Below are 22489 nucleotides of genomic sequence, written 5' to 3' on the forward strand. Positions count from 1 at the left end.
TCACCCTCCGAACAGCTTGCTGAAGAAGCCCTTCTTCTCCACGGATGTGAATCGCATCGGGCGCTCTTCGCCCATGATGCGGGCGACCGCGTCGTCGTAGGCCTGGCCGGCCGGGGACTCGCCGTCCAGGATCACCGGCTCGCCCTTGTTGGAGGCGTTGAGCACATCGCCGGATTCGGGAATCACGCCGATCGCCTTCAGGCCCAGCACTTCTTCCACGTCGGTGATGCTGAGCATCTCGCCGCCTTCCACGCGGCCCGGGCTGTAGCGGGTCAGCAGCAGGAAGGCCGGCACGTTCTTGCCTTCTTCTGCCTTGCGGGTCTTGGAATCGAGCAGGCCGATGATGCGGTCCGAGTCGCGCACCGACGACACTTCCGGGTTGACCACCACCACCGCGCGGTCGGCGAAATACATCGCCAGGAACGCGCCTTTTTCGATGCCGGCCGGCGAATCGCAGACGATGTACTCGAAGCCGTCGGCCGCCAGATCCTTCAGCACCTTCTCCACGCCTTCCTGGGTCAGCGCATCCTTGTCGCGCGTCTGCGAGGCAGCCAGCACGTACAGGTTGTCGAAACGCTTGTCCTTGATCAGCGACTGCTTGAGCGTGGCTTCGCCATGCACCACGTTGACGAAGTCGTACACCACGCGCCGCTCGCAGCCCATGATCAGGTCCAGGTTGCGCAGGCCGACGTCGAAGTCGATGACCGCGACCTTCTTGCCGCGCTTGGCCAGCCCGCAGGCCAGGCTTGCGCTGGTGGTGGTCTTGCCGACGCCGCCCTTGCCGGAGGTGACTACGATGATTTCAGCCAAAGGATTTCTCCGAATATTTCTGTGGTTGGGCCGCGTCAATCAAGCGCAGCGATCTTGATCTGATCCTGCTCCAGCCAGACCTGGACGGCCTTGCCACGCAGGTCCATGGGAACATCGTCCAGCACCTTGTAGTGGCCAGCGATGGCAACCAGTTCGGCGTGGAAGTCGCGGCAGAAGATGCGCGCGTCGGGGTTGCCCTGCGCGCCGGCCAGAGCGCGGCCACGCAGGGTACCGTAGATATGGATGCTGCCGTCGGCGATGACCTCGGCGCCGGCGCCCACCGTACTGAGTACGGTCAGGTCGCAGTTCTCCGCGTACAGCTGCTGGCCCGAACGCACCGCGGTGCGTTGCATCCGGCCCGGTGCAGGCCGGGCGGCCGGCGGTGCCGGTTCGGCCCGTGCGGGCGGCGGCGGCGGCGGGGGGCTGACCGCCACCGGCTCGTACTGCGCACGGAACTTGGCCAGCAGCGGCACTCCCAACTGCTGGGACAGCAGGTCGATCTCGCTGGTGCCGTAGGCCAGCGCCACCGGCAGCACGCCGGCATCGCGCAGGCCGTCCAGCAGCGCCTTGGCGGTGGCCACGTCCGGCACCTGCGACAGCCCGCCGAAATCCAGGATCACCGCTGCACGGCCGAACAACTTGGGCGCACGGGTCACGCGCTCGCGCATTTCCTGTACCAGCCGCGGCACATCCAGCGTGCGCACGCGCAGGTTGGCAATGCCCACCTGGCCGATCTTCAGTTCGCCGGCCTGTTCAAAATCCACATTCACACTCGACACAACTCAGCTCCCCGTCGATGGCTTGGCGGTGGCGGCGGCATGACGCGGCCGGCCCACCCACGGCAAGTGGTCGGGCAACTTGCCGCCATAGGTCTGCTTGACCCACGGATAGCTGCACATGTCTTTCATCAGCATGCTGGCGCGCACTTCCACATCGGCCATGGTGTTCTGGCCGACCTCGCGGAAGCCGAAGCTGCCATGGAACAGCAAGGCCGCATCGGCGCCGTGGTCCAGGAACACCTCGCAGGCCAGCTGCGGATAACGCAGCTCGGTATAGCTCTGCACATCGGCATAGAACGCCCGCCCGACGCCACCGCCGCGGCGGCGGCTGGCGACCACGATGCGGTCGATATAGAAGAATTCCGGGTGACGGTCCCGGAACCAGGCGAAATTGCTGCTGTCGTGGGCACTGCCGCTTCCGAAACCGACCAGAAAGCCGGCCAGGTTGCCATCGCGCTCGGCGACGCGGAAATACTCGGCCTGCGCGTAGAAACGTTGCAGCTTGGTTGAATCCAGCGGCAGGATCGCCAGTCCGGCATTGTTGTTCAGGGCCAGGACGGAATCGAGCTCGTGCTCGCGCACGTCGCGGATGACGATCGACATTGGGACTCCGTGGGGTAACGCGTCGACCCGAAATCGGATCTGCGCCGGATTATTACATGCGTGGCCTGAAGCGGCGACCCGAAGCGCGCGACCGGCCCGGCGCGGCCGGCGCCCGCATGCATCGTTACATCGCCACCGGCACCTTTGCTGCCTGTCAGCGGTTGCCTGCGCGTGTGCGCATCGGCCGCATGCATGACTTCCGGCAAGAGGGCAGCGCCGCCGGTTCCGCCTAAGATGTGGACATGTTGGGATACCTCAGTCATACGCGCGTCCTGCGCTTCGCCGGCCTGTTCACCTGGGCGATGATCGTCATGCCCCTGGTGTACACCTACTGGCCGCCGGCCGAAGAGGGCGACCACCGCAGCGTGGCCGAGGCGGTGATGATGTCGGCGTTCTTCATCGGTTTCGGCGCCAGCTACTTCTGGTTGACCCGCGGTTTGAACAGCGGCGGGCATGCGCACTGGTACGACCGGCTGATCCTGTTGCTGCTCACCGTCTGCGCGCTGGCGGTGAGCTATCTGAGTGGAACCGGGCTCGGCAGCATCCTGATGATGGTGGCGGCCGGGGTGATCCCGTGGCTGCTGCCGCTGCGCGTGGGCGTGCTGTGGCTGGTGCTGAGCCAGCTGGCGGTGCTGCCGGTGTTCTATTACCTGCGCCCGGACTTCACCCTGTTCGCTGCACTGATGCAGTCGCTGTTGTACGGCGGCTTTTCGATGTTCATCTTCGTCACCAGCCTGGTCGCGCGCCAGCAGACCGATGCCCGCGAAGAACAGCGCCGGCTCAACGCCGAACTACGCGCCACCCGCGCGTTGCTGGCCGAGAGCGCCCGCATCAACGAGCGCACCCGCATTTCGCGCGAGCTGCACGACCTGCTCGGCCACCACCTCACCGCGCTCAGCCTCAACCTGGAAGTGGCCGGCCACATCACCGAGGGCCAGGCCCAGGAACACGTGCGCCAGGCGCATACGCTGGCCAAGTTGTTGCTCACCGATGTGCGCGAGGCGGTCAGCCACCTGCGCGACAGCGGCGCGATCGACCTGGAAGCGGCGCTGCGCCCGCTGGTCACCCAGGTGCCGTCGCTGGACATCCACCTGGATATTGCCCAGCCGCTGACCCTGGACGACCCCGAGCGCGCCCACGTGCTGCTGCGCTGTACCCAGGAAATCATCACCAATGCGGTGCGCCATGCCGGCGCGCGCAACCTGTGGATCCAGGTGCGCCGCGATGCCGACACCGTGCTGATCGACGCCCGCGACGACGGCCACGGCGCCGATGCGGTCGCGCCGGGTAACGGGCTGCGCGGCATGCGCGAGCGGCTGAACCAGTATGGTGGGCAGCTCGAAATTCAAACCCGGCGGGGTGACGGCTTCGGCCTGCGCATCTGCGTTCCAGGCGCGCCGGCACTGATGCCTGCGGCCGTGACTCAAGGAGTGTTGTGATGATCCGTGTGTGCCTGGTCGATGACCAAACCCTGGTGCGCCAGGGGATCCGCTCGCTGTTGGCGCTGGACGACGGCATCGAGGTGGTGGCCGAAGCCTCCGACGGCAGGCAGGCGGTGGAGCAGATTCCGCAAATCCAGCCGGACGTGGTGCTGATGGACATGCGCATGCCGGTGATGTCCGGGCTGGAAGCGCTGCAGATGCTCTCGCGCAACGGCACGCTGCCGCCGACCATCATCCTGACCACCTTCGACGACGACCAACTGGTGCTGGCCGGGCTCAAGGCCGGTGCCAAGGGCTATCTGCTCAAGGACGTCTCGCTGGAACAATTGGTCGGCGCCATCCGCACCGTGGCCGATGGCGGCTCGCTGGTGCAGCCGGCGGTGACCCAGCGCCTGCTGTCGGGCCTGGAGCACATGCGCAACGAATTCGTCAGTCTGGACCGGCCCGATCCGCTCACCGACCGCGAGACCGAGATCCTGCGGCTGATGGCAAGCGGCTTTTCCAACAAGGAAATCGCCAATTCGCTCGGTGTGGCCGAAGGCACCATCAAGAATCACGTCTCCAACATTCTGTCCAAGCTCGGCGTACGCGACCGCACCCGCGCGGTGCTGAAGGCGTTCGAATTGCAGCTGGTGTGAGCCCCGTGCAGCGCCGCCGACCTCGGCGCTGCGCCCGGTGGCGGCAAGGTGGGCGTCGCATTCACGGCGCCGCACCTGCGGTCGAACAACCGCAGCGGCCCATGCAATCCCGCACGGCAACTGCGACATCACACGCAGGCAGCGCGCGATGTGCATGATGGCGGCGCGCAATTGCCCAAACCCTTGTGCAGGTTGGGATTGCGCCGCCCCCGCACGCGGTGTTGCGCGGTCAATGACACCGCAAGACCGCGCTATCCGTCGCACAACTGAACATCTTTCTCGAAGCCTGCTAGGATGGTGGCTTCGCTTCACTCAACCCGGCCGTGGGATCGGCCCCGGAGACCTCCTGAATGACCCGTATTATCGAGTTCCTGATCGCCTTGGGGATCGTGGCTGGCTTGTTTGTCGTGGTGGGCTTGGTGTTGCCCTCGGAACGGCAGATGTCCGAGAGTGTTGAGACCAACCGCAGAATGACGATTGTTTACGACACCGTGAACAGCTTCCGTCGTTTCAAGGATTGGAACCCGCTTGTGCTGCGTGACCCGAAGATCCAGCTGAAGCTGGCCGGCCCGCAAGAGGGCAAGGGTGCACGCGTCGAATACAGCTCCACCGAGGGCTATATCGGCAACGGCAGCTGGGAGATCACCAACAGCGTCAAGAACGAGCGTGTTGAGATCGCGATCGAAGATCCCACCAAGGGCTACGACAAGGTCACCAATTTCACCCTGGTGCCGACCGGCAAGAACAACAAGAACGTCAAGATCACCCAGGACTACAGCGTCAAGTACGGTTGGAACCTGTTCGGTCGTTACGCCGGCTTGTACGTTAGCCGCCATGTGGGCGATGACCTGAAGTTGGGTCTGTCGCGCCTGGCAACCGTATTTGCCACCGTGCCGAACTTCGACTACCGCGCACAGCTGGATGGCAAGCCGGTGTTGAGTGATCTCAAGATCGTCGATGTGCCGGCCGAAGACCTGTTGTTCGTCACCGCGGGCAATATCGATCGTGACAACGAGACGATCAAGAAGTCGATCAAGGACAACCAGGAGTGGATCAAGCGCGTCATGGACGCCAATGGTCTGGAAGCTGCTGGTCCGGTGCGCATCGTCACCACCGACTTCGCCACCGACAAGTACGCCTTCGACGTGGTCCAGCCGGTGCGCAAGCGCGCGGGCGGTGCTCCGAAGACCGACGCCAAAGCAGACACCGCCAAGGCCGACGCCAAGAAGGACGACGCGGCTGCCGCTGCACCGGTCGATGCAACGCCGGTCGCTGCAACGGGCGAAGAGCTGAAGCTCAACATCCCGTCGGAAGCGCCGGTGAAGTACGAGCGTACCAAGGCGCACCGTTCTGCCTTTGCGACCTATGCAGGCCACATGGCCGGCCTGGACGCAGTGCGCAGTTCCCTGCGCGCCTGGTCTGCCACCAACGGCAACGACGTGACCGAGCGTCCGTACGAGTCGTGGAAGGGCGGCGTGGACAAGTCGTTTACGCAGGACGGTACCTACGACGTCTACTGGGCCATCAAGTAATCGTCTCACCACGATGACGTGATCCAGACGAAAACGCGCCGCTCGCTTGCGGCGCGTTTTTTTTTGCCCTATCGCACGGTGACGGAACTCGCCTCATGCCTCTGCTCGAACGTCGTAAGAAACATCCTTCGCTGCTGGCGTTTTGCGGCGCCTTGCTGGCGGCCACCGCGGTGGGCGTATCGGCCTATGCCTCGCATGGCGTGAGTGATGCGCTGGTGCAGTCGCGGCTGCAGTTGGCCGCGCTGTATGCCTTCGGCCATGGCGCAGTGCTGGCCGTGCTGGGCACCACCGAGACACGGGTGATCGGGCGGGTGGGCTTGTACCTGCTGTTGCTCGGCACCTTGCTGTTTGCCGGCAGCCTGGTTGGCGGTGCATTGCTGCAGTGGCCCACCCGCCTGGCACCGGTGGGCGGCGTCGGCCTGATGCTGGGCTGGGTGGTGCTGGCCATCGCCGCATTGAGGCGCTGAGCATGCCGCGCCACGCTCTCGGATTCGATGTGGAGGCCGCGTTCGCGCAGTTGTCCCGGCGCGATCGCGCATTGGACGCCTGGATGAAGCGCATCGGCCCGGTCGCCCCGCAGCCGGGGTGGCGCACACCGTTCGACCCGGTCGATGCGCTGGCGCGCGCCATCCTGTTCCAGCAACTCAGCGGCAAGGCGGCGTCCACCATTGTGGCGCGGGTGGAAGTGGCGATCGGCGCGCAGCGGGTGCATGCCGACACGCTCGGTCGCATCGACGATGCGGCGCTGCGTGCCTGCGGCGTCTCCGGCAACAAGGCGCTGGCCTTGCGCGATCTGGCACGCCGCGAAAGCGCCGGCGAGATTCCCTCGCTGCGCAGGCTCGCCTTCATGGACGATGACGCCATTGTCGACGCCCTGGTGCCGGTGCGCGGCATCGGGCGCTGGACCGTGGAAATGATGCTGATGTTCCGCCTGGGTCGCCCGAATCTGCTGCCCATCGACGATCTGGGCGTCCGCAAGGGCGCGCAGCGCGTGGACAAGCAGGCGCAGATGCCCACCCCGAAGGAACTGGCAGCACGCGGCGAACGCTGGGGCCCGTACCGCACCTACGCCGCGTTCTACCTGTGGAAGATCGCCGACTTCAGCGTGGCGACCAAGGTGCCGACGCCGCGTTCGCAGGAGTAATGTCTTCGCAAGCGTGGTCGGCGCGATGGGGTGGCTCTATCAAGCCACGTCGCATGGCGCATGACGCTCCTGCGGCTTACGCTCTCGACCAACGCCAGTGCCACGGCTCGTAGACGATGCCGTGCGGGTTGTCGCGCGGATAACTCAGCCGGAAGCCGAACGCTTGCGCGTTGCTGCGCAACCAGGCGAATGCAGGCGTGGTTTCGAAGGATTCCTCGGCCGGCGGTTCGTCCGGGGTGCCGATATCCAATGCGTCGCCGCTATGGTGTTCGCTGAAGCCGGGCGCCGCGTTGACCGCCAGAATCTGTTCCAGGGTAAGCCCGCGCGCGAACTTGCGTTCGAAGATGCCCAGTTGGTAATCGTGGCTGCGATAGCCGGAAATTGCATCGAGCACGATGTCCGCACGCAGCGCGGCCGCATGCATCTGCCGCCACGCGCGCGCACCGCCTGCGCTGAGCCACAGCGGCCGGCCGAAGCGATCGCGCCCGGCGAACTGCAGCGTTGCCGGTTCGGCGATCAGTCGCAGTCCGGTGTGGCGGACGTAAGCGTCTTCGGCGATGTTCAGTTGTGCCAGGCGCCGTTGCAGGCCGTCGACCGGGAGTTCAACGCCGTCCGGCGACATGCCGGGCATGTCGGCCGCCTGCAGCCGATCGAATGCCTCATCCAGGCCTGGCTCGCGCGCCAGGCGCGGCACCAGCGGCATGACCCCGTGCGCAAGTTGTGCAGCCAGATAGCGCCCGTCGCGCTTGCGCCGCAATAACCAATCCGCCTGCGCAAGCACGCGTGCGTCGGCATTGCTGCGTGCGCGCAAAAGTGCGGCGGGCAACAGTTCGATATAACGGGTATTGAGCAGTCGTGTCGGAACGGAGCGCGTCGGCATGGCGACAGGGTAGTCTGCGCCAGCGCGCTCGGCCAGCTGCATCAGGGTTTGCCCCGATGGTACCTGCTGCTGCGAGGAACTCGCCTGCAGTGCCGCGCACCTCTGCAATCGGCGCAGCGCCCACCACCTTCCAGTTGCCGAGCGGTGCTCGGCGCGGGCGTCAACGTTGTTTCTTGAAGACCAGCAGCGCCGCGCCCAGTGGCGTCTGCATGAGGATGTTGACCAGTTCCCAGCCGAGGTTGCCCTGTTACAGCAGTTCGGACTGGATGTCTTCGCTCTTGATGGTGCCGACAAATGATGGCTTCAGCTCGATGGTCAGGTAGGTCCAGCGCGTGCTCATGGTTGGGATTCCGTGTCGCACTGCGGCTTCGGCAGCCGGCCGGCCTTGCGCAGCGCATCGCGCAATACGTATTCGATCTGCGCGTTGAGGCTGCGCAGCTCATCGTCGGCCCAGCGCTGCACGGCGGCCAGTACATCGGCGTTGATACGCAGCGGGTAGGCCTTTTTTTCGCTCATTGGCCGTCTCTGCGGCTGCCGTGCCGGCGCAGGTGCAGCACCATCGACACGATCAGCGTGTTGACGCCGATGATCATGCCGATCACCACCGCATAGATGCCGGCGCGGTTGTCGCCGGCCCAGTACAGGCACGCGGCGCCGATCAGGATGACCAGGCTGATCAACGCCCAGCGCAAGCCCAGGCCGCGTGCGCGGTCGTCATCGTCCGCGCCGATGGACGCGGCAATCGCCAGCGCGGGCAGGCCGGAAAGCGCAACAATCAGGGGCACCATCACATTCATCGATTGCTCTCAATTGCTCTCAATACAACGAGCCGGCATTGACCACCGGTTGGATACCGCGATCAGAACACAACACGGTGAGCAGGTTGCTGACCATGTGCGCCTTGCGCTCTTCGTCCAGCTGCACCACGCCATTTTTCTGCAGTTCCGACAGCGCCATTTCGACCATGCCCACCGCGCCGGCAACGATGCGCGTGCGTGCGGCGATCACCGCATTGGCCTGCTGACGCTGCAGCATGGCCTGGGCGATTTCCGGCGCATAGGCCAGGTGGCTGATGCGCGCCTCGATCACATCCACGCCAGCCTGGGTCAGGCGCTCGTCCAGATGGCGCTTGAGCTGTTCGCTGATCTCGGCCGGGTGACTGCGCAGCGAAATCTGGTCGTCTTCGTGCTGGTCGTACGGGTAGCTGGTGGCCATCGCGCGCAGCGCCGCTTCCGACTGGATGTGCACGAAGCTCTCGTAGTCGTCGACGTTGTAGACCGCCTCGGAGGCATCCAGCACCTGCCACACGATCACCGCGGCAATCTCGATCGGGCTGCCATCCAGCTCGTTGACCTTGAGCCGGCCGCTTTCGAAATTGCGCACGCGCTGGCTGACGCGTCGCTTGGCGTAGAACGGCACATTCCAGCGCAGGCCGGCGTCCTTGACGGTGCCGACGTACTTGCCGAACAGGCTCAACACCGCGGCCTGGTTGGGCTCCAGCGTGTACAGGCCGGCCAGTATGAAAATGCCCGCCGCCGCGACCAGCACCGCGGCGATGAAGGCGACTGGCGTAGCGCTGGTGCTGGCCATCATCGTCAACACGGACCAGGCCGCACCGATCAGGCCGGCGCCTGCGACCAGGACGACGGGAATGCCGGGCAATGAACCGATCTGCTTCTCTTTCATGAGGGCAAGTCCTTGTGGGATGAGTAAAAGATATCGTTTTGATATCATTGCAGGCAAGGGCCATTCGTCGGCGCAGCCGTTGGCAGCCGTTAGAATGGCGGCCCCCTCGATCTGGACTGCGCTCATGACCACTTTCGGCACGCCGTTGTCGCCTTCCGCCACCCGCGTGTTGTTGCTCGGCTCGGGCGAACTGGGTAAGGAAGTGGCTATCGAGCTGCAGCGTTTCGGCGTGGAAGTGATCGCCGCCGATCGCTATGCCAACGCACCGGCGATGCAGGTGGCGCACCGCTCGCACGTGCTGGACATGCTCGACCCCGTTGCCTTGCGCGCGCTGATCGCCAGCGAGCGGCCGCACCTGATCGTGCCGGAGATCGAGGCGATCCATACCGAAACCCTGGTGGCGCTGGAGCGCGAGCAGGGCCAGAAGGTGATCCCGACTGCGCGTGCCGCGCGGCTGACCATGGACCGCGAAGGCATCCGTCGCCTGGCCGCCGAAACGCTGGGCCTGCCGACCTCGCCGTATCGCTTCGTCGACACCGCCGCCGAATATCGCGAGGCGATTGTCGCAGTGGGCTTGCCGTGCGTGGTCAAGCCGGTGATGTCGTCCTCGGGCAAGGGCCAGAGCACGCTGCGCAGCGACGCCGACCTCGCCGCGGCATGGGAGTACGCGCAGACCGGCGGGCGTGCCGGTGCCGGCCGCTGCATCGTCGAGGGCTTCATCGATTTCGATTACGAAATCACCTTGCTCACCGTGCGGCATGCCGGCGGCACCTCGTACTGCGACCCCATTGGCCACTGGCAGCAGGACGGTGACTACCGTGAAAGCTGGCAGCCGCAGCCAATGTCGGCCGCTGCATTGCGCCGCTCGCAGGAGATCGCCAAGGCCATCACCGACGACCTCGGTGGCTGGGGCCTGTTCGGGGTGGAATTGTTCGTCAAGGGCGACGAGGTGTGGTTCAGCGAAGTCTCGCCGCGCCCGCACGACACCGGCCTGGTCACGCTGGTGTCGCAGGAGTTGAGCGAATTCGCGCTGCATGCGCGCGCCATCCTCGGCCTGCCGGTGGGCGCAGAAGATGGCGGCGTCATCCGTCAGAGCGGCCCGTCGGCATCCTGCGCGCTGCTGGCGCACGGCAATGGCGTGCCGGTGTTCGACAACGTGGCCGATGCACTGCGCGACCCGGACACCGCACTGCGCTTGTTCGGTAAACCGCGCGTGGACGGCCATCGCCGCGTCGGTGTCACCCTGGCACGCGCGGACAGCATCGATGCTGCACGCGAGAAAGCACGTGTTGCGGCTGCGGCGCTGACGATCCAGCTGCAGGGCTGATCGCCGTAGGTTCTGAGCAGTGCAGCGCACCGCTGCACTGCTTCAACCCGCCAAAGCTGCAGGCGTCGCTGCGTCACCATGACCGGCATCCTTGGCCCATGCGATCCGCACCAGGCTTCGCACGCACCCTCATCCGCACCGTCGGGGCACCTTTTCCCCCATAAGCGAGGACAACGTTCCGGCGGGAGAAGCAAGCACGGTAGTGCCGCTTGACTCAGATCACTGGAGGTGAAGCGACATCATCGGTTGGCTCGCTGCCAGCAGAGCTGCGCCTCTCAGCGCGGCTAACGCATGTGACTGCATCCGCCGACCAGACAAGCGCAAAAACGCAGACGGACCAGGAACTCGCCCGTCCCAATCCCAAATCCCGACTCCCCAATCCCAGCTACCAAACAACATCCACCCACACCGCATGGTGGTCGCTGCCATCGGCAATCGCCGCGTCCGGCGCGCCGCTGGCCGGCCAGAAAATGCCGCTGCCGACCAGGGTGAACTGGCGCGACGGCAGCACGTAGTCCAGCCGCATGGTGCCGGCCTGCGGGCCGAAGTCGCCGGTCACCTGCTGCGGGTCGCCGGTATGGGCGATGCCTAGCGTCGCATATTCGGCGGTTTTTTCCGGGCCGCCGTCGCTTTGCGGGGTGGGGTACTGCAGCACGCGCGGGTGATGGATCAGCGCGCGGATCGCATCATGCCGGCCGGCGCCATCGACCGGGTCGTTGTTCAGATCGCCCAGGATGACGAAGCGCGCGTCGACAGGCAGGCCACCGCAGCCGCCCTTGTCGTCGCAGAGCCAGCGCTGGCTGTCGGCGGCGTTGTCCAGATAGGCGCGCCACAGCTGCAGTTCGTCGTGGTTGCGTGCAGCGTTACGTTTCTCGGCACCGTCGAACACCGGCGGGGTGGGGTGCGATACCAATGCATGCACCAGGCCCAGCGGCGTGCGCACCGGCACATCCCAATGCGATTTGGACGACAGGCGAAGCTGCGCCCAGATGGCGTCGCTGTAGAACGAGGTCTTGCTGCCCGGGGCGATTGGCCGCAGCGCGCCCGGTAATGCGCTCCACTTCAGCAGCTGGAAACTACGTACGGCCTGCGCATCGATCGGGTAGCGCGACAACACCAGCATGCCGTACTGGCCGGGGTGCAAGCCGTAGCCCCAGGCATCGTTGCCACGCGAGCGGCCTTCACCGCCGCTGTTGCCGTTGTTGTCCAGATCCAGGCCGCTCGGCACACCGGTATTGACCGGCGCCAGATAGCGGTACGGATAACGCAATGCCTCACCGCCGCCCGGCTGGGCAACCTGCAGATAGCGCTGCTGGAACAGATTGGCAGCGCGGTGGTCCGGGTCGAAATCGAATTCGTTGAGCAACACCAGGTCCGGGCGCACCCGCTGCAGCACGGCGGCGATCTTGCGCGCATGTGCGCTGTCGCCCTGCAACTCGCGGATCAGGCCACCGGCCTGGTCCGAATACAGCGAGGTGTTGTAGGTGGCGATGCGTAGCTGTGTCGCCACGGGTCCGCCAGTGACGCTATCGGAGGTAGCAGCCGATGCCGGCGTGCGATGGGTGCAGGCGGGGCATAGCGCGGTCAGCGCAAGCAAAAGAAGAGGTCTGATCATCGGGCGATTCTCGCATGCCCGAAGCGACAGCCCGATGTCGCGCGCTGCGATTCACGGCGCCGATGCGGTCGCGGGTAATCCGCGCCATTGGCGGCCGTCGTAGGCTTCCAGTGCAGTGAAGCGGCGCTTGTAGTTCATCTTTGCATGGCCGTCGATCCAGTACCCCAGATAGACATGCGCGCGCCGCTCGCGTTGTGCCCAGTGGATCTGCTGCAGGATCGCGAAGGTGCCCAGGCTGCGCGCGGCCGCCTCCGGCGCGTAGAACGTGTACACCGCCGACAGCGCATGCTCGGTGACATCGGTCACTGCGACGGCCAGCAGCCGGCCGGGCAGGTGCGCAGTGGCCGGTTCGCGGATCTCCAGAAAGCGCCCGTGCGACCAACCGCCGATCAGGAACTGGTCGAATTCGGTGGCGCCATGCTCGTCCATGCCGCCACCGGGATGCCGGTGCTTGAGGTACTGGCGATAGAGCGCGAGTTGTTCTTCGGTGCGTTCGGCAGCCACCACGCGCACGACCAGGTCCTGATTACGTGCCAGGCACCGGCGTTGGCTGCGGTCGGGACGAAAGGCATCCACCGCAATGCGCACCGGCACGCAGGCACGGCACCGTTCGCAATGCGGGCGGTAGACCAGATCGCCGGAGCGGCGGAAGCCCCATGCCAGGGCTTGCGGATAGATCGCACCCAGACGCGGGTCGTGTGGGTCCAGCACCAGGTCGCGCGCTTGCCGGTCGGACCAATAGCCGCAGGCATGCACGCCGGTCTGGAACAGGCGCAGGTCGTCGTGAGTGTCGGCATGGATGGCCATGGCCGCAGGATAGCGCCTGTGCGTCGCAGCAGCGGCGACTGTCCGCCGGATGAATACGCCCGGCCCGGACGTCAACGCGCACGCCGACGGCTCGTTGATGTGGGTGTTGGTGGCAGCGCACGGACGATCCGGACGCACCACCCACGCGATGCGGCCCATGCAGGTGCCGCGTGTGCTTTCCATCTTCCAGGAGTGTCCCATGACGTCACGCAAACCTTTCCTCGCCCTGGCCGTGCTGGCAGCGCTATCCACCGGCACCGCGTTCGCCGCCACCGTGCCGGCCCCCGGCGATGCGCCGCGCCCTGCCAAGCTCGACAAGAACGGCGATGGCGTGATCGACCGCAGCGAAGCGGCCGCGGACCCGAAACTGGCCGCGCAATTCGACACGCTGGACGCCAACAAGGACGGCAAGCTGTCGCGCGATGAGCGCCCGCATCATCGTGGGCCGGGCCGTGATGGCCGCGGCGGACGTGGCGAATGGATGGCCAAGCTGGATACCAACAAGGACGGCCGCATTAGCCGCGAAGAAGCCAAGGCCGACCCCAAGTTCGCTGCGCGCTTCGACCAGATGGATGTCAACAAGGACGGCTTCGTCGACCGTGCCGACCGCGAATCGCGCATGCAGCAGCATCGCGATGCATGGTTCGCCAAGGCCGACGCCGACAAGGACGGCAAGTTGAGCAAGGCCGAGTTCGACGCGGCATCGAAGTTGCGTGGCGACCACGGCCCGCGCGGTCCGGGTGAGCGTGGCGACCACGGCAAGCCTGCGATGCCGGCCAAGCCTGCTGCGGGCAACTAAGCAGTTAGGGCGCACCGATGCAGCGGCCGGCGCGTGACAGGCGCGTCGGTCGCTGCAACCAGCAGCAACACGTAGCAGCACCATTGCTGGCCATCATCAGCAGACTGGTGAAGAGACTCGCCTTCACTTCATGACTCCGGGGTCTGGTCGAATTCTCCCTGCTTGTAGCAGCGTGGGCGCTACCCGGTGGCCACTGAAGTCGGGTATGAACGCATCACTTCGGACCATGCGACGTTGCTGCCCGCGGCGTTCACCGTTGCAGGCAGGCAGGCAAGCAGGCAGGCTGCGCCGCAGCGTGCTTCAGTGTGCGTCGCGACAACCATGTCGCCAAGCCTGCGTGACGCAAAGCCGGTGCTGCCGCCAGCGCGGGTGAATCCGCAGCCGTATGTCCTCGTCTCGGAACGGGTTGCAACTGCCGGTACTGCGGTGACGTCACGCCGGCCTCAGAACATTCCCAGCTGCATGTAGTGCCGCACGATCGGCAGAATGACGGCCGCTGTGCTCACCACCATCGCGCCCGGACTGAACATGCAGCGGTACAACAGCGGTGCACGCGTGGCGCCGCGCCTGCGCGCATCGCGTTCCAGCATGGGGCGCATGACGCGTGGCAGCACCCGGATGGATTGATAGTTGATCACCGCCATGCCCGCGCACAGCATCAGCAGCGATGCCCACGCGCCGGCATCCAGCTGTTTCAGCAGAAGCGTGCTGCCGACCACAAGCACCGAGCTCAGGGTGGTGATGTGCATGAAACGACGGATCGCTGCTGCCTCAGCGGCGGTCTGCGCGAAGCGCAGCAGGTACCAGCACGACCAGTACGTGCCGAATCCGGCAACCAGCACCGCGCACGCAGCGAACAGTGCCGGCATGCCGAGCCAGAGGCTGAGCGCGCCAGCGGCGCCGCCGCCGCCGAGTGCCGAGCCGGTCAATCCGCTCACGCCTAGCTTGCCCGCGCCACCCATGCCGGTCAGCACGATGGCTGCGCTTGCGCTGCCGGGCGCAGCAAGCAACGTGGCCGAGGTCACCGCGGTGGCAAACGCCACACTCGGCGCGCTACCGCGTGCGAACTCGCCAAAGCGGCGCAGCAACTCGCTGCGCACGTTGGCACGGGCGCGCGACAGCCGTTTGCGTACCGCCGCGTCGCTGAGCCCGAGCAGCGCGGCAACCTGTTGCGAGCTCTGGCCTTCGCGGTAATACAGCAGCAGCGTTTCGCGGCTCTCTTCCGGCAGTGCAGAAATGATATCGAGCGCGGCGATCTCTTCTTCCACCTGTAGCAGCTGGTCGGCAGGGGAGGGCGCCGGGTCGGCGGCCATCGCAATGGCAAGCTCGGCAGCCTCGCCGCTGAGCGCACGATGGCGGTTGGCGCGCAGCCAGTCGCGCGCAAGGTTGCGGGTGATCTGCCGAAGCCAGGGCAGAAAGCTTGCCGGCTGATGCAGCTGCGCCAACCGCTGCCAGGCACGCAGGAAGGCCTCCTGGGCGATGTCTTCGCTGGCTGCGATGTCGCGGGTGATGGCCAGCGCGATGGCGGTCACCGTGTTCTGGCAGGCGCCCACGATGCGTCCGTACGCCTGCTGGCAGCCGGCCGCGGCGTTGGGCAGTTCGCGTTGCAACATCAGGTCCAGCGTGTTGGCGTTCATCGGCGCAATCCATGTCCTGTTGCCAGCATGACGCATGCCGGCAAGGGATGTGACCGGGCTGATGACGTGCGCGCGGCTATCCCGCCATCAATTGCAATTGGGCGCGCCGCGCTCTGGCCGGCCGCGCTCAGCGCACCGGCTGGATCCGCACACGCATTTCGTCGTCTGCTGCCGGTTGGGCGGCGTCTGGCGCCGGCGCCTGTTGCGACGCCGGCTGTGCCGCCGGCGCCAGTGGCGCAGGTGCGCTGCGATGGCGCATCACCACCACCATGGCCACGGCGCCGATCACCAGCAGCAGCACCAGGCGGAGGCGCCAGGCCCAGCTGCGCGCGCTGGCGCTGGAGCCGTTTTCGCCTTCGCGGAAGGTGTATTCCACATTCGGCAGGTCGCGGCGGGTGGTGTCCAGCAGGCGGGCGTCACGCAGCAGTTCGCGCGCGCGCGGCTGGTCGTTGGCATGCACGATCCACACGGTGGGCTGCGCCTGGGCGTGGCTCTGTTCCAGATAGCTGAACTGGCCGCCGCGCTTGCTCTGGTAAGAGCGGCCGTTGCTGATGCGGATCTCGATGCCCGCATCGCGCAATAGATTGGCGACGCCTTCGGCGGTTTCGATACGTTGACTGCTGAAGATCTTGCGCATGGTGGAAAACGCCGTTGGGTCCGGAACAGATGGCGCCGCTGGGGCGCCGGTTCAAGATGAAACATCAGGATGCGGAGTGCGCGGTCAGCTGAGCGTGGGCGCGCGGCGGTGGAGCATGCCAGCTTGCCGCTACTGTGGCGCGCAGGGAGCACGTGCCTGGGCGCGTACCTCAGGGCCAGTACGAAACTTCAATCGACTACACGCGCTGCCGCGCTCCGGCGGTTACTCCCTGGCCGGCACGGCAATCGCGCTGCCCTCGGGCACCACCCGGATCAAGCCTTCCTGCGTGGTGCTGGCCACCAGCACCCCGTCGCGGGTGAAGAACTGCCCGCGCGCCAGGCCGCGCGCGCCTTGCGCAGTGGGGCTGTCCAGCGAATACAGCAGCCAGTCGTCGGTGCGGAACGGGCGATGGAACCACAGCGCATGATCGAGCGAGGCCATCTGCACATTCGGCGTGTAATAGCTGATGCCATGCGGAAACGTGGAGGTGCCCAGCAACTGGAAATCCGACGCGTACGCCAGCAGCACCTGATGCAGCCCCACATCGTCGCCGATCGGGTCGTTCAAGCGCAGCCACATCTGCTGGAACGGCGGGCGCTTGGGCGGCTTGAGTTCGTCGCGCGGAAGCACATGGCGAAACTCGAACGGGCCGCCGCGCGAGAGCCAGCGCTGCACCTTGGCCGGCAGTTTCGCCAACACCTCCGGCGCCAGCGGCGCGGCCGGTTCGATGTCTTCCGGTGGCGGCACCACCGGCATCGCCGACTGATGCTCGGCGCCGTCTTCGCGTTCCTGAAACGAGGCCGCGCAGAAAAAGATCACCTTGCCGTGCTGGATCGCCGTGACCCGGCGCACCGAAAAGCTGCCGCCATCGCGGGTGCGATCGACGTCGTAGACGATCGGGTGGTCGATATTGCCCGCACGCAGGAAATACGCGTGCAGCGAATGCGCCTGGCGCCCGTTTTCGACCGTCGCCTGCGCTGCCGACAATGCCTGTCCCAGTACCTGTCCGCCAAAGACGTACTTGGTGCCGATGTCGCGGCTCTGGCCGCGAAACAGGTTGTCCTCCAGGCGCTCCAGCGACAGCAGGCTGATCAGTTCGGAGACGACGGGTTCGGCAGTGGCGGACAAGGGGCTGGCCTGGGCGTGCGACGGACCGCGAGTATACCGGCCCGCCCAAGGGGCGCTGCGAGGGCGCGGCTCAGGCCTTTTGCAGGCGCGCGACCAGGGCGTGCAGCGCGGTTTGCGCATCCGCTGCGTACCAGCCATCGATGAAGCGCTCCAGCTGGATCAATTCCGGCGCCAGGGCCGCGCGCAGATCGGCACGCGCGATCGCACGCGTGGTCAGCATCGGTTGGCGCGGCAGCTGCTGCAGCTCCTGCAGCCATGCCACCGCACGCGCGGTGACCAACTCGCCATCGACCAGCTCGTCCACCAGGCCGATCGTGACCGCCTGTTCGGCCGGCAGCAGTTGCCCGGAGATCAGCAGGCGCTCGGCGCGGTGCGCACCGACCACGCGGCGCAACAGGCGCTGGATGCCCTCCGGCGCGGCAAGGCCCACTTGCACTTCATTGAGACCGATCGCATAGGGTTTGGCGGTATCGGCACTGCGCGCCATCACCCGGTAGTCGCAGCACAACGCCAGCACGCAGCCGCCGGCCGGGGCATGCCCGCCGATGGCTGCCACCACCGGCACGCGGCTGTTGGCCAGCGCCTGCGCCGCAGCGAAGAACGCGGTCCAACTGGCCAGCAGCGCGGCGCGGTCGGTGCCGTGCGCCAGCAGATGCGGCACATCCATGCCGCCGGAGAAAATCCGCTCGCTGCCCGACAGCACGATGCCATCGACCTCGTCGCCCGCCTGCTGCACCGCAACGCTCAACGCCTGGCACAGCGCGCTGTCCAGCGCATTGACCGGCGGACGCGCCAGACGGATTTCGCGAAGACGGCCATGGTCTAAGATCTGGATGCTCATTCGGGGCTCCTGGAGGTCGGGTCATGATAGACGGCAGTCGAAGCAGGTGGCGTATGCGTGCCGGCGTGTTGCTCGCGGCGTTGGCAGTGCTGGCAAGTGCGGGCGTGTCGGCGCAGTGCCTGCCCGAATTCAAGAACGGCTGGATCCGCATCCCGCCGCCCGGAGGCATGGGCATGGCGGCCGGCTTCGGGCAGTTTCAAAACGGCTGTGCGCAGCCGCTGAAGATCACGGCAGCCACAAGCAGCGTGTTCGCCGATGTGTCGCTGCACGAAACCACGCAGACCAACGGCGTCAGCCGCATGCGGGCAGTGCCCGAGCTGGCGTTGCCGGCCGGCAAGTCGGTGCCGCTCGCGCCGGGCGGCCTGCACCTGATGCTGATGGACGCCAACGCGCCCTTGCAGGAAGGCGCGCAGGTGCCGGTGAGCTTTACCTTGCAGGATGGTCGCCAGATCAAGGCCACGCTGGAAGCACGCAAACGCGCGCCAGGGTCCTGATCGTTCGCTGTCGCGCAGTCACGCCAGCGTTCAAACGAAAACGGCGGCTCTTCACGGAGCCGCCGTTTTTTTGCGTTGACGGAGTCAACGACCGCGCCGATCGGAACTCAGCTGCTGGCTGCGCGCACCGCATCCGGCAGCGCGGCGCTCTTGCCGGTCTGCGTATCGATCCACACCACCACCACGTTGCCATCGGAGTACAGCTTGCTGTCGTCCTTCTGGTCGAAGATGCGGTGGCCGATGGTCACGCTGCTGTTGCCCAGCCGCTCCACGAACAGCTCCACGGTGATGTCGTTGGGCCAGATCAGCGGCTGCTTGTAATTGACGTTGGTGGCCGCGACCACCGGCGCTATGCGGTCGGTCATTGACACGCCTTGCACGCCCAGCATCCAGCGCACGCGCGCTTCTTCCAGATACGAAATGTACTTGGCGTTGTTGACGTGGCCCATGCTGTCCATGTCGCGCCAACGCACGCTGATCGGGATGCGTGCCAGGATCTTGTGTTCGCTCATCAGCTTGCCTTCTTCTTCGCAGTCTTCTTGGTGGCGGACTTGGCGACCTTGGCCACCTTCTCCGGTTTGACCTTGCGCGGCGGGCGCGCATCGGGCTTGTTGGCCATCGCCGCCGGACGCGTCTCGCGCGCCTTCACCGACGGCAGCATCTTGGCCAGGAATTGCCCGGTGTAGGACGCCTTGTGCGCGGCCACATCTTCCGGCGTACCGGAGACCAGGATGGTGCCGCCGCGGTGGCCGCCTTCCGGGCCCAGATCCACGATCCAGTCGGCGGTCTTGATCACGTCCAGATTGTGTTCGATCACCACCACTGTATTGCCTTCGTCGCGCAGCTTGTGCAACACGCCGAGCAAGGCTTCGATATCGTGGAAGTGCAGGCCGGTGGTCGGTTCGTCCAGGATGTACAAGGTGCGTCCGGTATCGCGACGCGAGAGTTCCTTGGACAACTTGACCCGTTGCGCTTCACCGCCGGAGAGCGTGGTCGCGCTCTGGCCCAGCTTGATGTAGCTCAAGCCGACATCGACCAGCGTTTCCAGCTTGCGCGCAATCGACGGCACCGGCTCGAACAGGCGCAGCGCGTCTTCAACAGTCATCTGCAGCACGTCGCTGATGTTGAAACCCTTGTAACGGATCTCCAGCGTCTCGCGGTTATAGCGCTTGCCATGGCAGACATCGCAGGGCACGTACACGTCGGGCAGGAAGTGCATCTCCACCTTGATCATGCCGTCGCCCTGGCAGGCTTCGCAGCGGCCGCCACGCACGTTGAAACTGAAACGGCCGGGCGAATAACCGCGTGCACGCGATTCCGGTACCTGCGCAAACAGCTCGCGCAACGGCGTGAACATGCCGGTGTAGGTGGCCGGATTCGAGCGCGGCGTGCGCCCGATCGGCGACTGGTCGATATCCACCACCTTGTCGAACAGGTCCAGATTTTCGACCTCGCGATGCGGCGCCACCGTGTGCGAGGCGCCGTTGATTTCGTTGGCCGCCAGCGTGAACAAGGTATCGTTGATCAGCGTCGATTTGCCCGAGCCGGACACGCCGGTAATGCAGGTCAGCAGGCCGGCCGGAATGTCCAGATCGACATTCTTGAGGTTGTTGCCGGTGGCCCCACGCAGATGCAGCATCATCTTCGGGTTGGGCTTGTGGCGCTGCTTCGGAATCTCGATGCGGCGCTTGCCCGACAGGTATTGCCCGGTCAGCGAACGCGGCGATTCCAGGATGTCCTGCAGCGTGCCTTGTGCGCAGATTTCACCACCATGCACGCCGGCACCCGGGCCGATGTCCAGTACATGGTCGGCCAGGCGGATCGCGTCTTCGTCATGCTCGACCACGATCACCGTATTGCCCAGATCGCGCAGCCGCGTCAGTGTGCCAAGCAGGCGTTCGTTGTCGCGCTGATGCAGGCCGATCGAGGGCTCGTCCAGCACGTACATCACGCCCACCAGGCCGGCGCCGATCTGGCTGGCCAGACGGATGCGTTGCGCCTCGCCGCCGGACAAGGTGTCGGCCTTGCGTTCCAGGGTCAGGTAATCCAGGCCGACATCGACCAGAAAGCCCAGCCGCTCGCCGATTTCCTTGACGATCTTGCTGGCGATCTCGCCGCGCCAACCCGGCAGCGACAAACCACGGAAAAAGTTCAGCGCCTCGTTGACCGGCAGCACCACCAGTTCCGGCAGCGGGCGATCGGCCACGAATACATTGCGCGCAGCGCAATTCAAACGCGTGCCGTTGCAGGCCGGGCAGGGCTGCTGGCTTACGTACTTGGTCAGCTCTTCGCGCACCGCCGGCGATTCGGTTTCGCGGTAGCGGCGTTCCAGGTTCGGCAGGATGCCTTCGAAGCGGTGCTTGCGCGTGGTGCGCCCGCCCGCATCGGTGAAGTAGGTGAAGCTGATCACCTCATCGCCACTACCGAACAGCACCGCCTGGCGCACCTTGGCCGGCAGCGTGTTCCACACCGCATCCACGTCGAACTTGTAGTGTTTGGCCAGCGAGGCGATCAGCTGGAAGTAATAGGCATTGCGCCGATCCCAGCCGCGTACCGCACCGGCCGACAGCGACAACTCGGGATGCACGACCACGCGGTCCGGGTCGAAGAATTCGGCCACGCCCAGGCCATCGCAGCTTGGGCAGGCACCCACCGGCGCGTTGAAGGAAAACAAGCGCGGTTCCAGCTCCGGCAGCGAGTAATCGCACACCGGGCAGCTGTACTTGGACGAGAACAGATGCGGCGCGGCGGCCGGGTCGTCCAGCGACTGCACCGCCACCATGCCTTCGCCGAGCTTGAGCGCGGTTTCGAAACTTTCCGCCAGCCGCTGCTTGATGTCCTCGCGCGGACGGAAGCGGTCGATCACCGCCTCGATGGTGTGCTTCTGGCGCAGCGCCAGTGCCGGCACCGCATCGATCTCGTACAGCTCGCCGTCCACGCGCACGCGCACGAAACCTTGCGCGCGCAGTTGTTCGAACACCTGCGCATGTTCGCCCTTGCGATCGCGGATCACCGGCGCCAGCAGCATGTAACGCTGTTCCTGGTCCTGGGTGAGCATGTGGTCGACCATCTGGCTGACCGTCTGTGCTTCCAGCGGGAATCCGTGGTCCGGGCAGCGCGGCTGGCCCACGCGTGCGTAGAGCAGGCGCAGGTAGTCGTAGATCTCGGTGATGGTGCCGACGGTGGAGCGCGGGTTGTGCGAGGTGGACTTTTGCTCGATTGAAATGGCCGGGGACAGGCCTTCGATGTGGTCCAGGTCCGGCTTTTCCATCACGCTGAGGAACTGGCGCGCATACGCCGACAGCGACTCGACGTAGCGGCGCTGGCCTTCTGCATAGATGGTGTCGAACGCCAACGACGACTTGCCCGAACCGGACAGGCCGGTGATCACGATCAATTTGTCGCGAGGCAGGTCGAGATCGATGTTCTTGAGGTTGTGCGTCCGCGCGCCGCGGATGCGGATGAAATCCATCGCCATGGGGGATCCGATGTCGGGCCGGCGAACCGGCAGTGGTGCGAGCGTGCTCAGCAGGAATGAGTGGCAGTCGATCAGCCTACCCGCCGACCTAAGTGAGGGCAATTGCCGCAAATGCCAGTCTGACCGGGCCGCTGTGGCGGCCGGATGATGCGTTGCATTGGCGCGATTGCGCTCGGTTGCGGCGAGCCGGCCTGCCGTCGGTCGGGAACCGG

24 protein-coding genes are annotated in these 22489 nt (G+C 65.8%); 9 read left to right on the forward strand and 15 right to left on the reverse strand.

Annotated elements, in window-relative coordinates; genetic code table 11:
• Genes minD through M3O59_RS06080 form a run of 3 tightly spaced genes read right to left on the reverse strand, consistent with a single transcriptional unit; the run spans nt 1 to nt 2192 of the window.
• The gene (gene minD / locus M3O59_RS06070) at nt 1-810 is read right to left on the reverse strand and encodes a septum site-determining protein MinD (protein WP_064632313.1); all 810 of its coding nucleotides are present in this window, start codon (nt 808-810) and stop codon (nt 1-3) included.
• A 35-nt stretch (nt 811-845) separates the two neighbouring features.
• Nucleotides 846-1589 carry a septum site-determining protein MinC gene (gene minC, locus M3O59_RS06075; protein WP_116904673.1) on the reverse strand — a complete coding sequence of 248 codons (744 nt, stop codon included), beginning with the start codon at nt 1587-1589 and terminating at the stop codon, nt 846-848.
• 3 nt (nt 1590-1592) lie between these two features.
• A complete protein-coding gene (locus tag M3O59_RS06080) occupies nt 1593-2192 on the reverse strand; it encodes a GNAT family N-acetyltransferase (RefSeq protein WP_064632310.1) in 600 nt (199 codons plus the stop codon).
• Between the two features lie 56 nt (nt 2193-2248).
• Between M3O59_RS06080 and M3O59_RS06085 the strand changes: the two genes are divergently transcribed.
• From M3O59_RS06085 to M3O59_RS06110, 6 genes are all read left to right on the forward strand, one after another.
• On the forward strand, nt 2249-2425 hold the full coding sequence (locus tag M3O59_RS06085; protein ID WP_181920387.1) for a hypothetical protein: 177 nt from the start codon (nt 2249-2251) through the stop codon (nt 2423-2425).
• Nucleotides 2426-2434: 9 nt separating this feature from the next.
• A complete protein-coding gene (locus M3O59_RS06090; protein ID WP_116904674.1) occupies nt 2435-3631 on the forward strand; it encodes a sensor histidine kinase in 1197 nt (398 codons plus the stop codon).
• Entirely contained in the window at nt 3631-4272 is a 642-nt protein-coding gene (locus tag M3O59_RS06095; protein ID WP_064632306.1) for a response regulator, read from the forward strand. The genes M3O59_RS06090 and M3O59_RS06095 overlap by 1 nt, the downstream gene beginning before the upstream one ends.
• A gap of 350 nt (nt 4273-4622) precedes the next feature.
• Nucleotides 4623-5804, forward strand: a complete 1182-nt coding sequence (locus M3O59_RS06100; protein ID WP_064632304.1) for a polyketide cyclase — start codon at nt 4623-4625, stop codon at nt 5802-5804.
• Between the two features lie 95 nt (nt 5805-5899).
• Complete coding sequence (locus M3O59_RS06105) at nt 5900-6271, forward strand: DUF423 domain-containing protein (RefSeq protein WP_116904675.1); 372 nt, start codon at nt 5900-5902, stop codon at nt 6269-6271.
• A gap of 2 nt (nt 6272-6273) precedes the next feature.
• Nucleotides 6274-6948: a DNA-3-methyladenine glycosylase family protein gene (locus tag M3O59_RS06110; protein WP_116904676.1), complete on the forward strand. Its 675-nt coding sequence runs from the start codon at nt 6274-6276 to the stop codon at nt 6946-6948.
• 76 nt (nt 6949-7024) lie between these two features.
• On the opposite strand, the gene M3O59_RS06115 is transcribed toward M3O59_RS06110, so the two are convergent.
• The 4 genes from M3O59_RS06115 to M3O59_RS06130 form a co-directional block, all read right to left on the reverse strand.
• Complete coding sequence (locus M3O59_RS06115; RefSeq protein WP_116904752.1) at nt 7025-7828, reverse strand: M15 family metallopeptidase; 804 nt, start codon at nt 7826-7828, stop codon at nt 7025-7027.
• Between the two features lie 336 nt (nt 7829-8164).
• The gene (locus M3O59_RS06120) at nt 8165-8344 is read right to left on the reverse strand and encodes a type II toxin-antitoxin system antitoxin (protein WP_064632298.1); all 180 of its coding nucleotides are present in this window, start codon (nt 8342-8344) and stop codon (nt 8165-8167) included.
• Nucleotides 8341-8625 carry a hypothetical protein gene (locus M3O59_RS06125; RefSeq protein WP_064632296.1) on the reverse strand — a complete coding sequence of 95 codons (285 nt, stop codon included), beginning with the start codon at nt 8623-8625 and terminating at the stop codon, nt 8341-8343. The genes M3O59_RS06120 and M3O59_RS06125 overlap by 4 nt, the downstream gene beginning before the upstream one ends.
• Nucleotides 8626-8644: 19 nt before the next feature.
• Complete coding sequence (locus M3O59_RS06130) at nt 8645-9514, reverse strand: SPFH domain-containing protein (protein WP_116904677.1); 870 nt, start codon at nt 9512-9514, stop codon at nt 8645-8647.
• 124 nt (nt 9515-9638) lie between these two features.
• Here M3O59_RS06130 and purT point away from each other — a divergent pair, with 124 nt between their 5' ends.
• Entirely contained in the window at nt 9639-10841 is a 1203-nt protein-coding gene (purT, locus tag M3O59_RS06135; RefSeq protein ID WP_116904678.1) for a formate-dependent phosphoribosylglycinamide formyltransferase, read from the forward strand.
• A gap of 385 nt (nt 10842-11226) precedes the next feature.
• On the opposite strand, the gene M3O59_RS06140 is transcribed toward purT, so the two are convergent.
• Nucleotides 11227-12456, reverse strand: a complete 1230-nt coding sequence (locus tag M3O59_RS06140) for an endonuclease/exonuclease/phosphatase family protein (protein WP_116904679.1) — start codon at nt 12454-12456, stop codon at nt 11227-11229.
• A gap of 51 nt (nt 12457-12507) precedes the next feature.
• The gene (locus M3O59_RS06145) at nt 12508-13422 is read right to left on the reverse strand and encodes an arginyltransferase (RefSeq protein WP_147308417.1); all 915 of its coding nucleotides are present in this window, start codon (nt 13420-13422) and stop codon (nt 12508-12510) included.
• Between the two features lie 40 nt (nt 13423-13462).
• Between M3O59_RS06145 and M3O59_RS06150 the strand changes: the two genes are divergently transcribed.
• Entirely contained in the window at nt 13463-14062 is a 600-nt protein-coding gene (locus tag M3O59_RS06150) for an EF-hand domain-containing protein (protein WP_064632289.1), read from the forward strand.
• Nucleotides 14063-14505: 443 nt separating this feature from the next.
• On the opposite strand, the gene M3O59_RS06155 is transcribed toward M3O59_RS06150, so the two are convergent.
• From M3O59_RS06155 to M3O59_RS06170, 4 genes are all read right to left on the reverse strand, one after another.
• The gene (locus M3O59_RS06155) at nt 14506-15699 is read right to left on the reverse strand and encodes an RNA polymerase sigma factor (protein WP_116904681.1); all 1194 of its coding nucleotides are present in this window, start codon (nt 15697-15699) and stop codon (nt 14506-14508) included.
• A 127-nt stretch (nt 15700-15826) separates the two neighbouring features.
• Nucleotides 15827-16336, reverse strand: coding sequence for a putative signal transducing protein (locus M3O59_RS06160; RefSeq protein WP_116904682.1), 510 nt, complete (start codon nt 16334-16336; stop codon nt 15827-15829).
• Between the two features lie 222 nt (nt 16337-16558).
• Nucleotides 16559-17464, reverse strand: coding sequence for an acyl-CoA thioesterase II (gene tesB / locus M3O59_RS06165; RefSeq protein WP_116904683.1), 906 nt, complete (start codon nt 17462-17464; stop codon nt 16559-16561).
• 70 nt (nt 17465-17534) lie between these two features.
• A complete protein-coding gene (locus M3O59_RS06170) occupies nt 17535-18305 on the reverse strand; it encodes an enoyl-CoA hydratase/isomerase family protein (protein WP_116904684.1) in 771 nt (256 codons plus the stop codon).
• A 65-nt stretch (nt 18306-18370) separates the two neighbouring features.
• Here M3O59_RS06170 and M3O59_RS06175 point away from each other — a divergent pair, with 65 nt between their 5' ends.
• Nucleotides 18371-18799 (forward strand): copper chaperone PCu(A)C, encoded by a 429-nt coding sequence (locus M3O59_RS06175; protein WP_116904753.1) that lies wholly within the window; start codon nt 18371-18373, stop codon nt 18797-18799.
• 107 nt (nt 18800-18906) lie between these two features.
• On the opposite strand, the gene M3O59_RS06180 is transcribed toward M3O59_RS06175, so the two are convergent.
• Both M3O59_RS06180 and uvrA read right to left on the reverse strand, forming a co-directional pair.
• Nucleotides 18907-19311 (reverse strand): acyl-CoA thioesterase, encoded by a 405-nt coding sequence (locus tag M3O59_RS06180; protein WP_116904685.1) that lies wholly within the window; start codon nt 19309-19311, stop codon nt 18907-18909.
• On the reverse strand, nt 19311-22277 hold the full coding sequence (uvrA, locus tag M3O59_RS06185; RefSeq protein ID WP_116904686.1) for an excinuclease ABC subunit UvrA: 2967 nt from the start codon (nt 22275-22277) through the stop codon (nt 19311-19313). The genes M3O59_RS06180 and uvrA overlap by 1 nt, the downstream gene beginning before the upstream one ends.
• Nucleotides 22278-22489 lie beyond the last annotated feature (212 nt).

It is taken from the genome of Xanthomonas nasturtii (assembly GCF_023337365.3).
GTDB lineage: Bacteria > Pseudomonadota > Gammaproteobacteria > Xanthomonadales > Xanthomonadaceae > Xanthomonas > Xanthomonas nasturtii.

Coding starts and splice junctions, on each gene's coding strand:
- M3O59_RS06080 (WP_064632310.1), bottom strand. CDS start 2,192: ATGTCGATCGTCATCCGCGACGTGCGCGAGCACGAGCTCGATTCCGTC.
- M3O59_RS06085 (WP_181920387.1), top strand. CDS start 2,249: ATGCGTGGCCTGAAGCGGCGACCCGAAGCGCGCGACCGGCCCGGCGCG.
- M3O59_RS06090 (WP_116904674.1), top strand. CDS start 2,435: ATGTTGGGATACCTCAGTCATACGCGCGTCCTGCGCTTCGCCGGCCTG.
- M3O59_RS06095 (WP_064632306.1), top strand. CDS start 3,631: ATGATCCGTGTGTGCCTGGTCGATGACCAAACCCTGGTGCGCCAGGGG.
- M3O59_RS06100 (WP_064632304.1), top strand. CDS start 4,623: ATGACCCGTATTATCGAGTTCCTGATCGCCTTGGGGATCGTGGCTGGC.
- M3O59_RS06105 (WP_116904675.1), top strand. CDS start 5,900: ATGCCTCTGCTCGAACGTCGTAAGAAACATCCTTCGCTGCTGGCGTTT.
- M3O59_RS06110 (WP_116904676.1), top strand. CDS start 6,274: ATGCCGCGCCACGCTCTCGGATTCGATGTGGAGGCCGCGTTCGCGCAG.
- M3O59_RS06115 (WP_116904752.1), bottom strand. CDS start 7,828: ATGCCGACGCGCTCCGTTCCGACACGACTGCTCAATACCCGTTATATC.
- M3O59_RS06120 (WP_064632298.1), bottom strand. CDS start 8,344: ATGAGCGAAAAAAAGGCCTACCCGCTGCGTATCAACGCCGATGTACTG.
- M3O59_RS06125 (WP_064632296.1), bottom strand. CDS start 8,625: ATGAATGTGATGGTGCCCCTGATTGTTGCGCTTTCCGGCCTGCCCGCG.
- M3O59_RS06130 (WP_116904677.1), bottom strand. CDS start 9,514: ATGAAAGAGAAGCAGATCGGTTCATTGCCCGGCATTCCCGTCGTCCTG.
- purT (WP_116904678.1), top strand. CDS start 9,639: ATGACCACTTTCGGCACGCCGTTGTCGCCTTCCGCCACCCGCGTGTTG.
- M3O59_RS06140 (WP_116904679.1), bottom strand. CDS start 12,456: ATGATCAGACCTCTTCTTTTGCTTGCGCTGACCGCGCTATGCCCCGCC.
- M3O59_RS06145 (WP_147308417.1), bottom strand. CDS start 13,422: ATGGGCCGCATCGCGTGGGTGGTGCGTCCGGATCGTCCGTGCGCTGCC.
- M3O59_RS06150 (WP_064632289.1), top strand. CDS start 13,463: ATGACGTCACGCAAACCTTTCCTCGCCCTGGCCGTGCTGGCAGCGCTA.
- M3O59_RS06155 (WP_116904681.1), bottom strand. CDS start 15,699: ATGAACGCCAACACGCTGGACCTGATGTTGCAACGCGAACTGCCCAAC.
- M3O59_RS06160 (WP_116904682.1), bottom strand. CDS start 16,336: ATGCGCAAGATCTTCAGCAGTCAACGTATCGAAACCGCCGAAGGCGTC.
- M3O59_RS06170 (WP_116904684.1), bottom strand. CDS start 18,305: ATGAGCATCCAGATCTTAGACCATGGCCGTCTTCGCGAAATCCGTCTG.
- M3O59_RS06180 (WP_116904685.1), bottom strand. CDS start 19,311: ATGAGCGAACACAAGATCCTGGCACGCATCCCGATCAGCGTGCGTTGG.
- uvrA (WP_116904686.1), bottom strand. CDS start 22,277: ATGGCGATGGATTTCATCCGCATCCGCGGCGCGCGGACGCACAACCTC.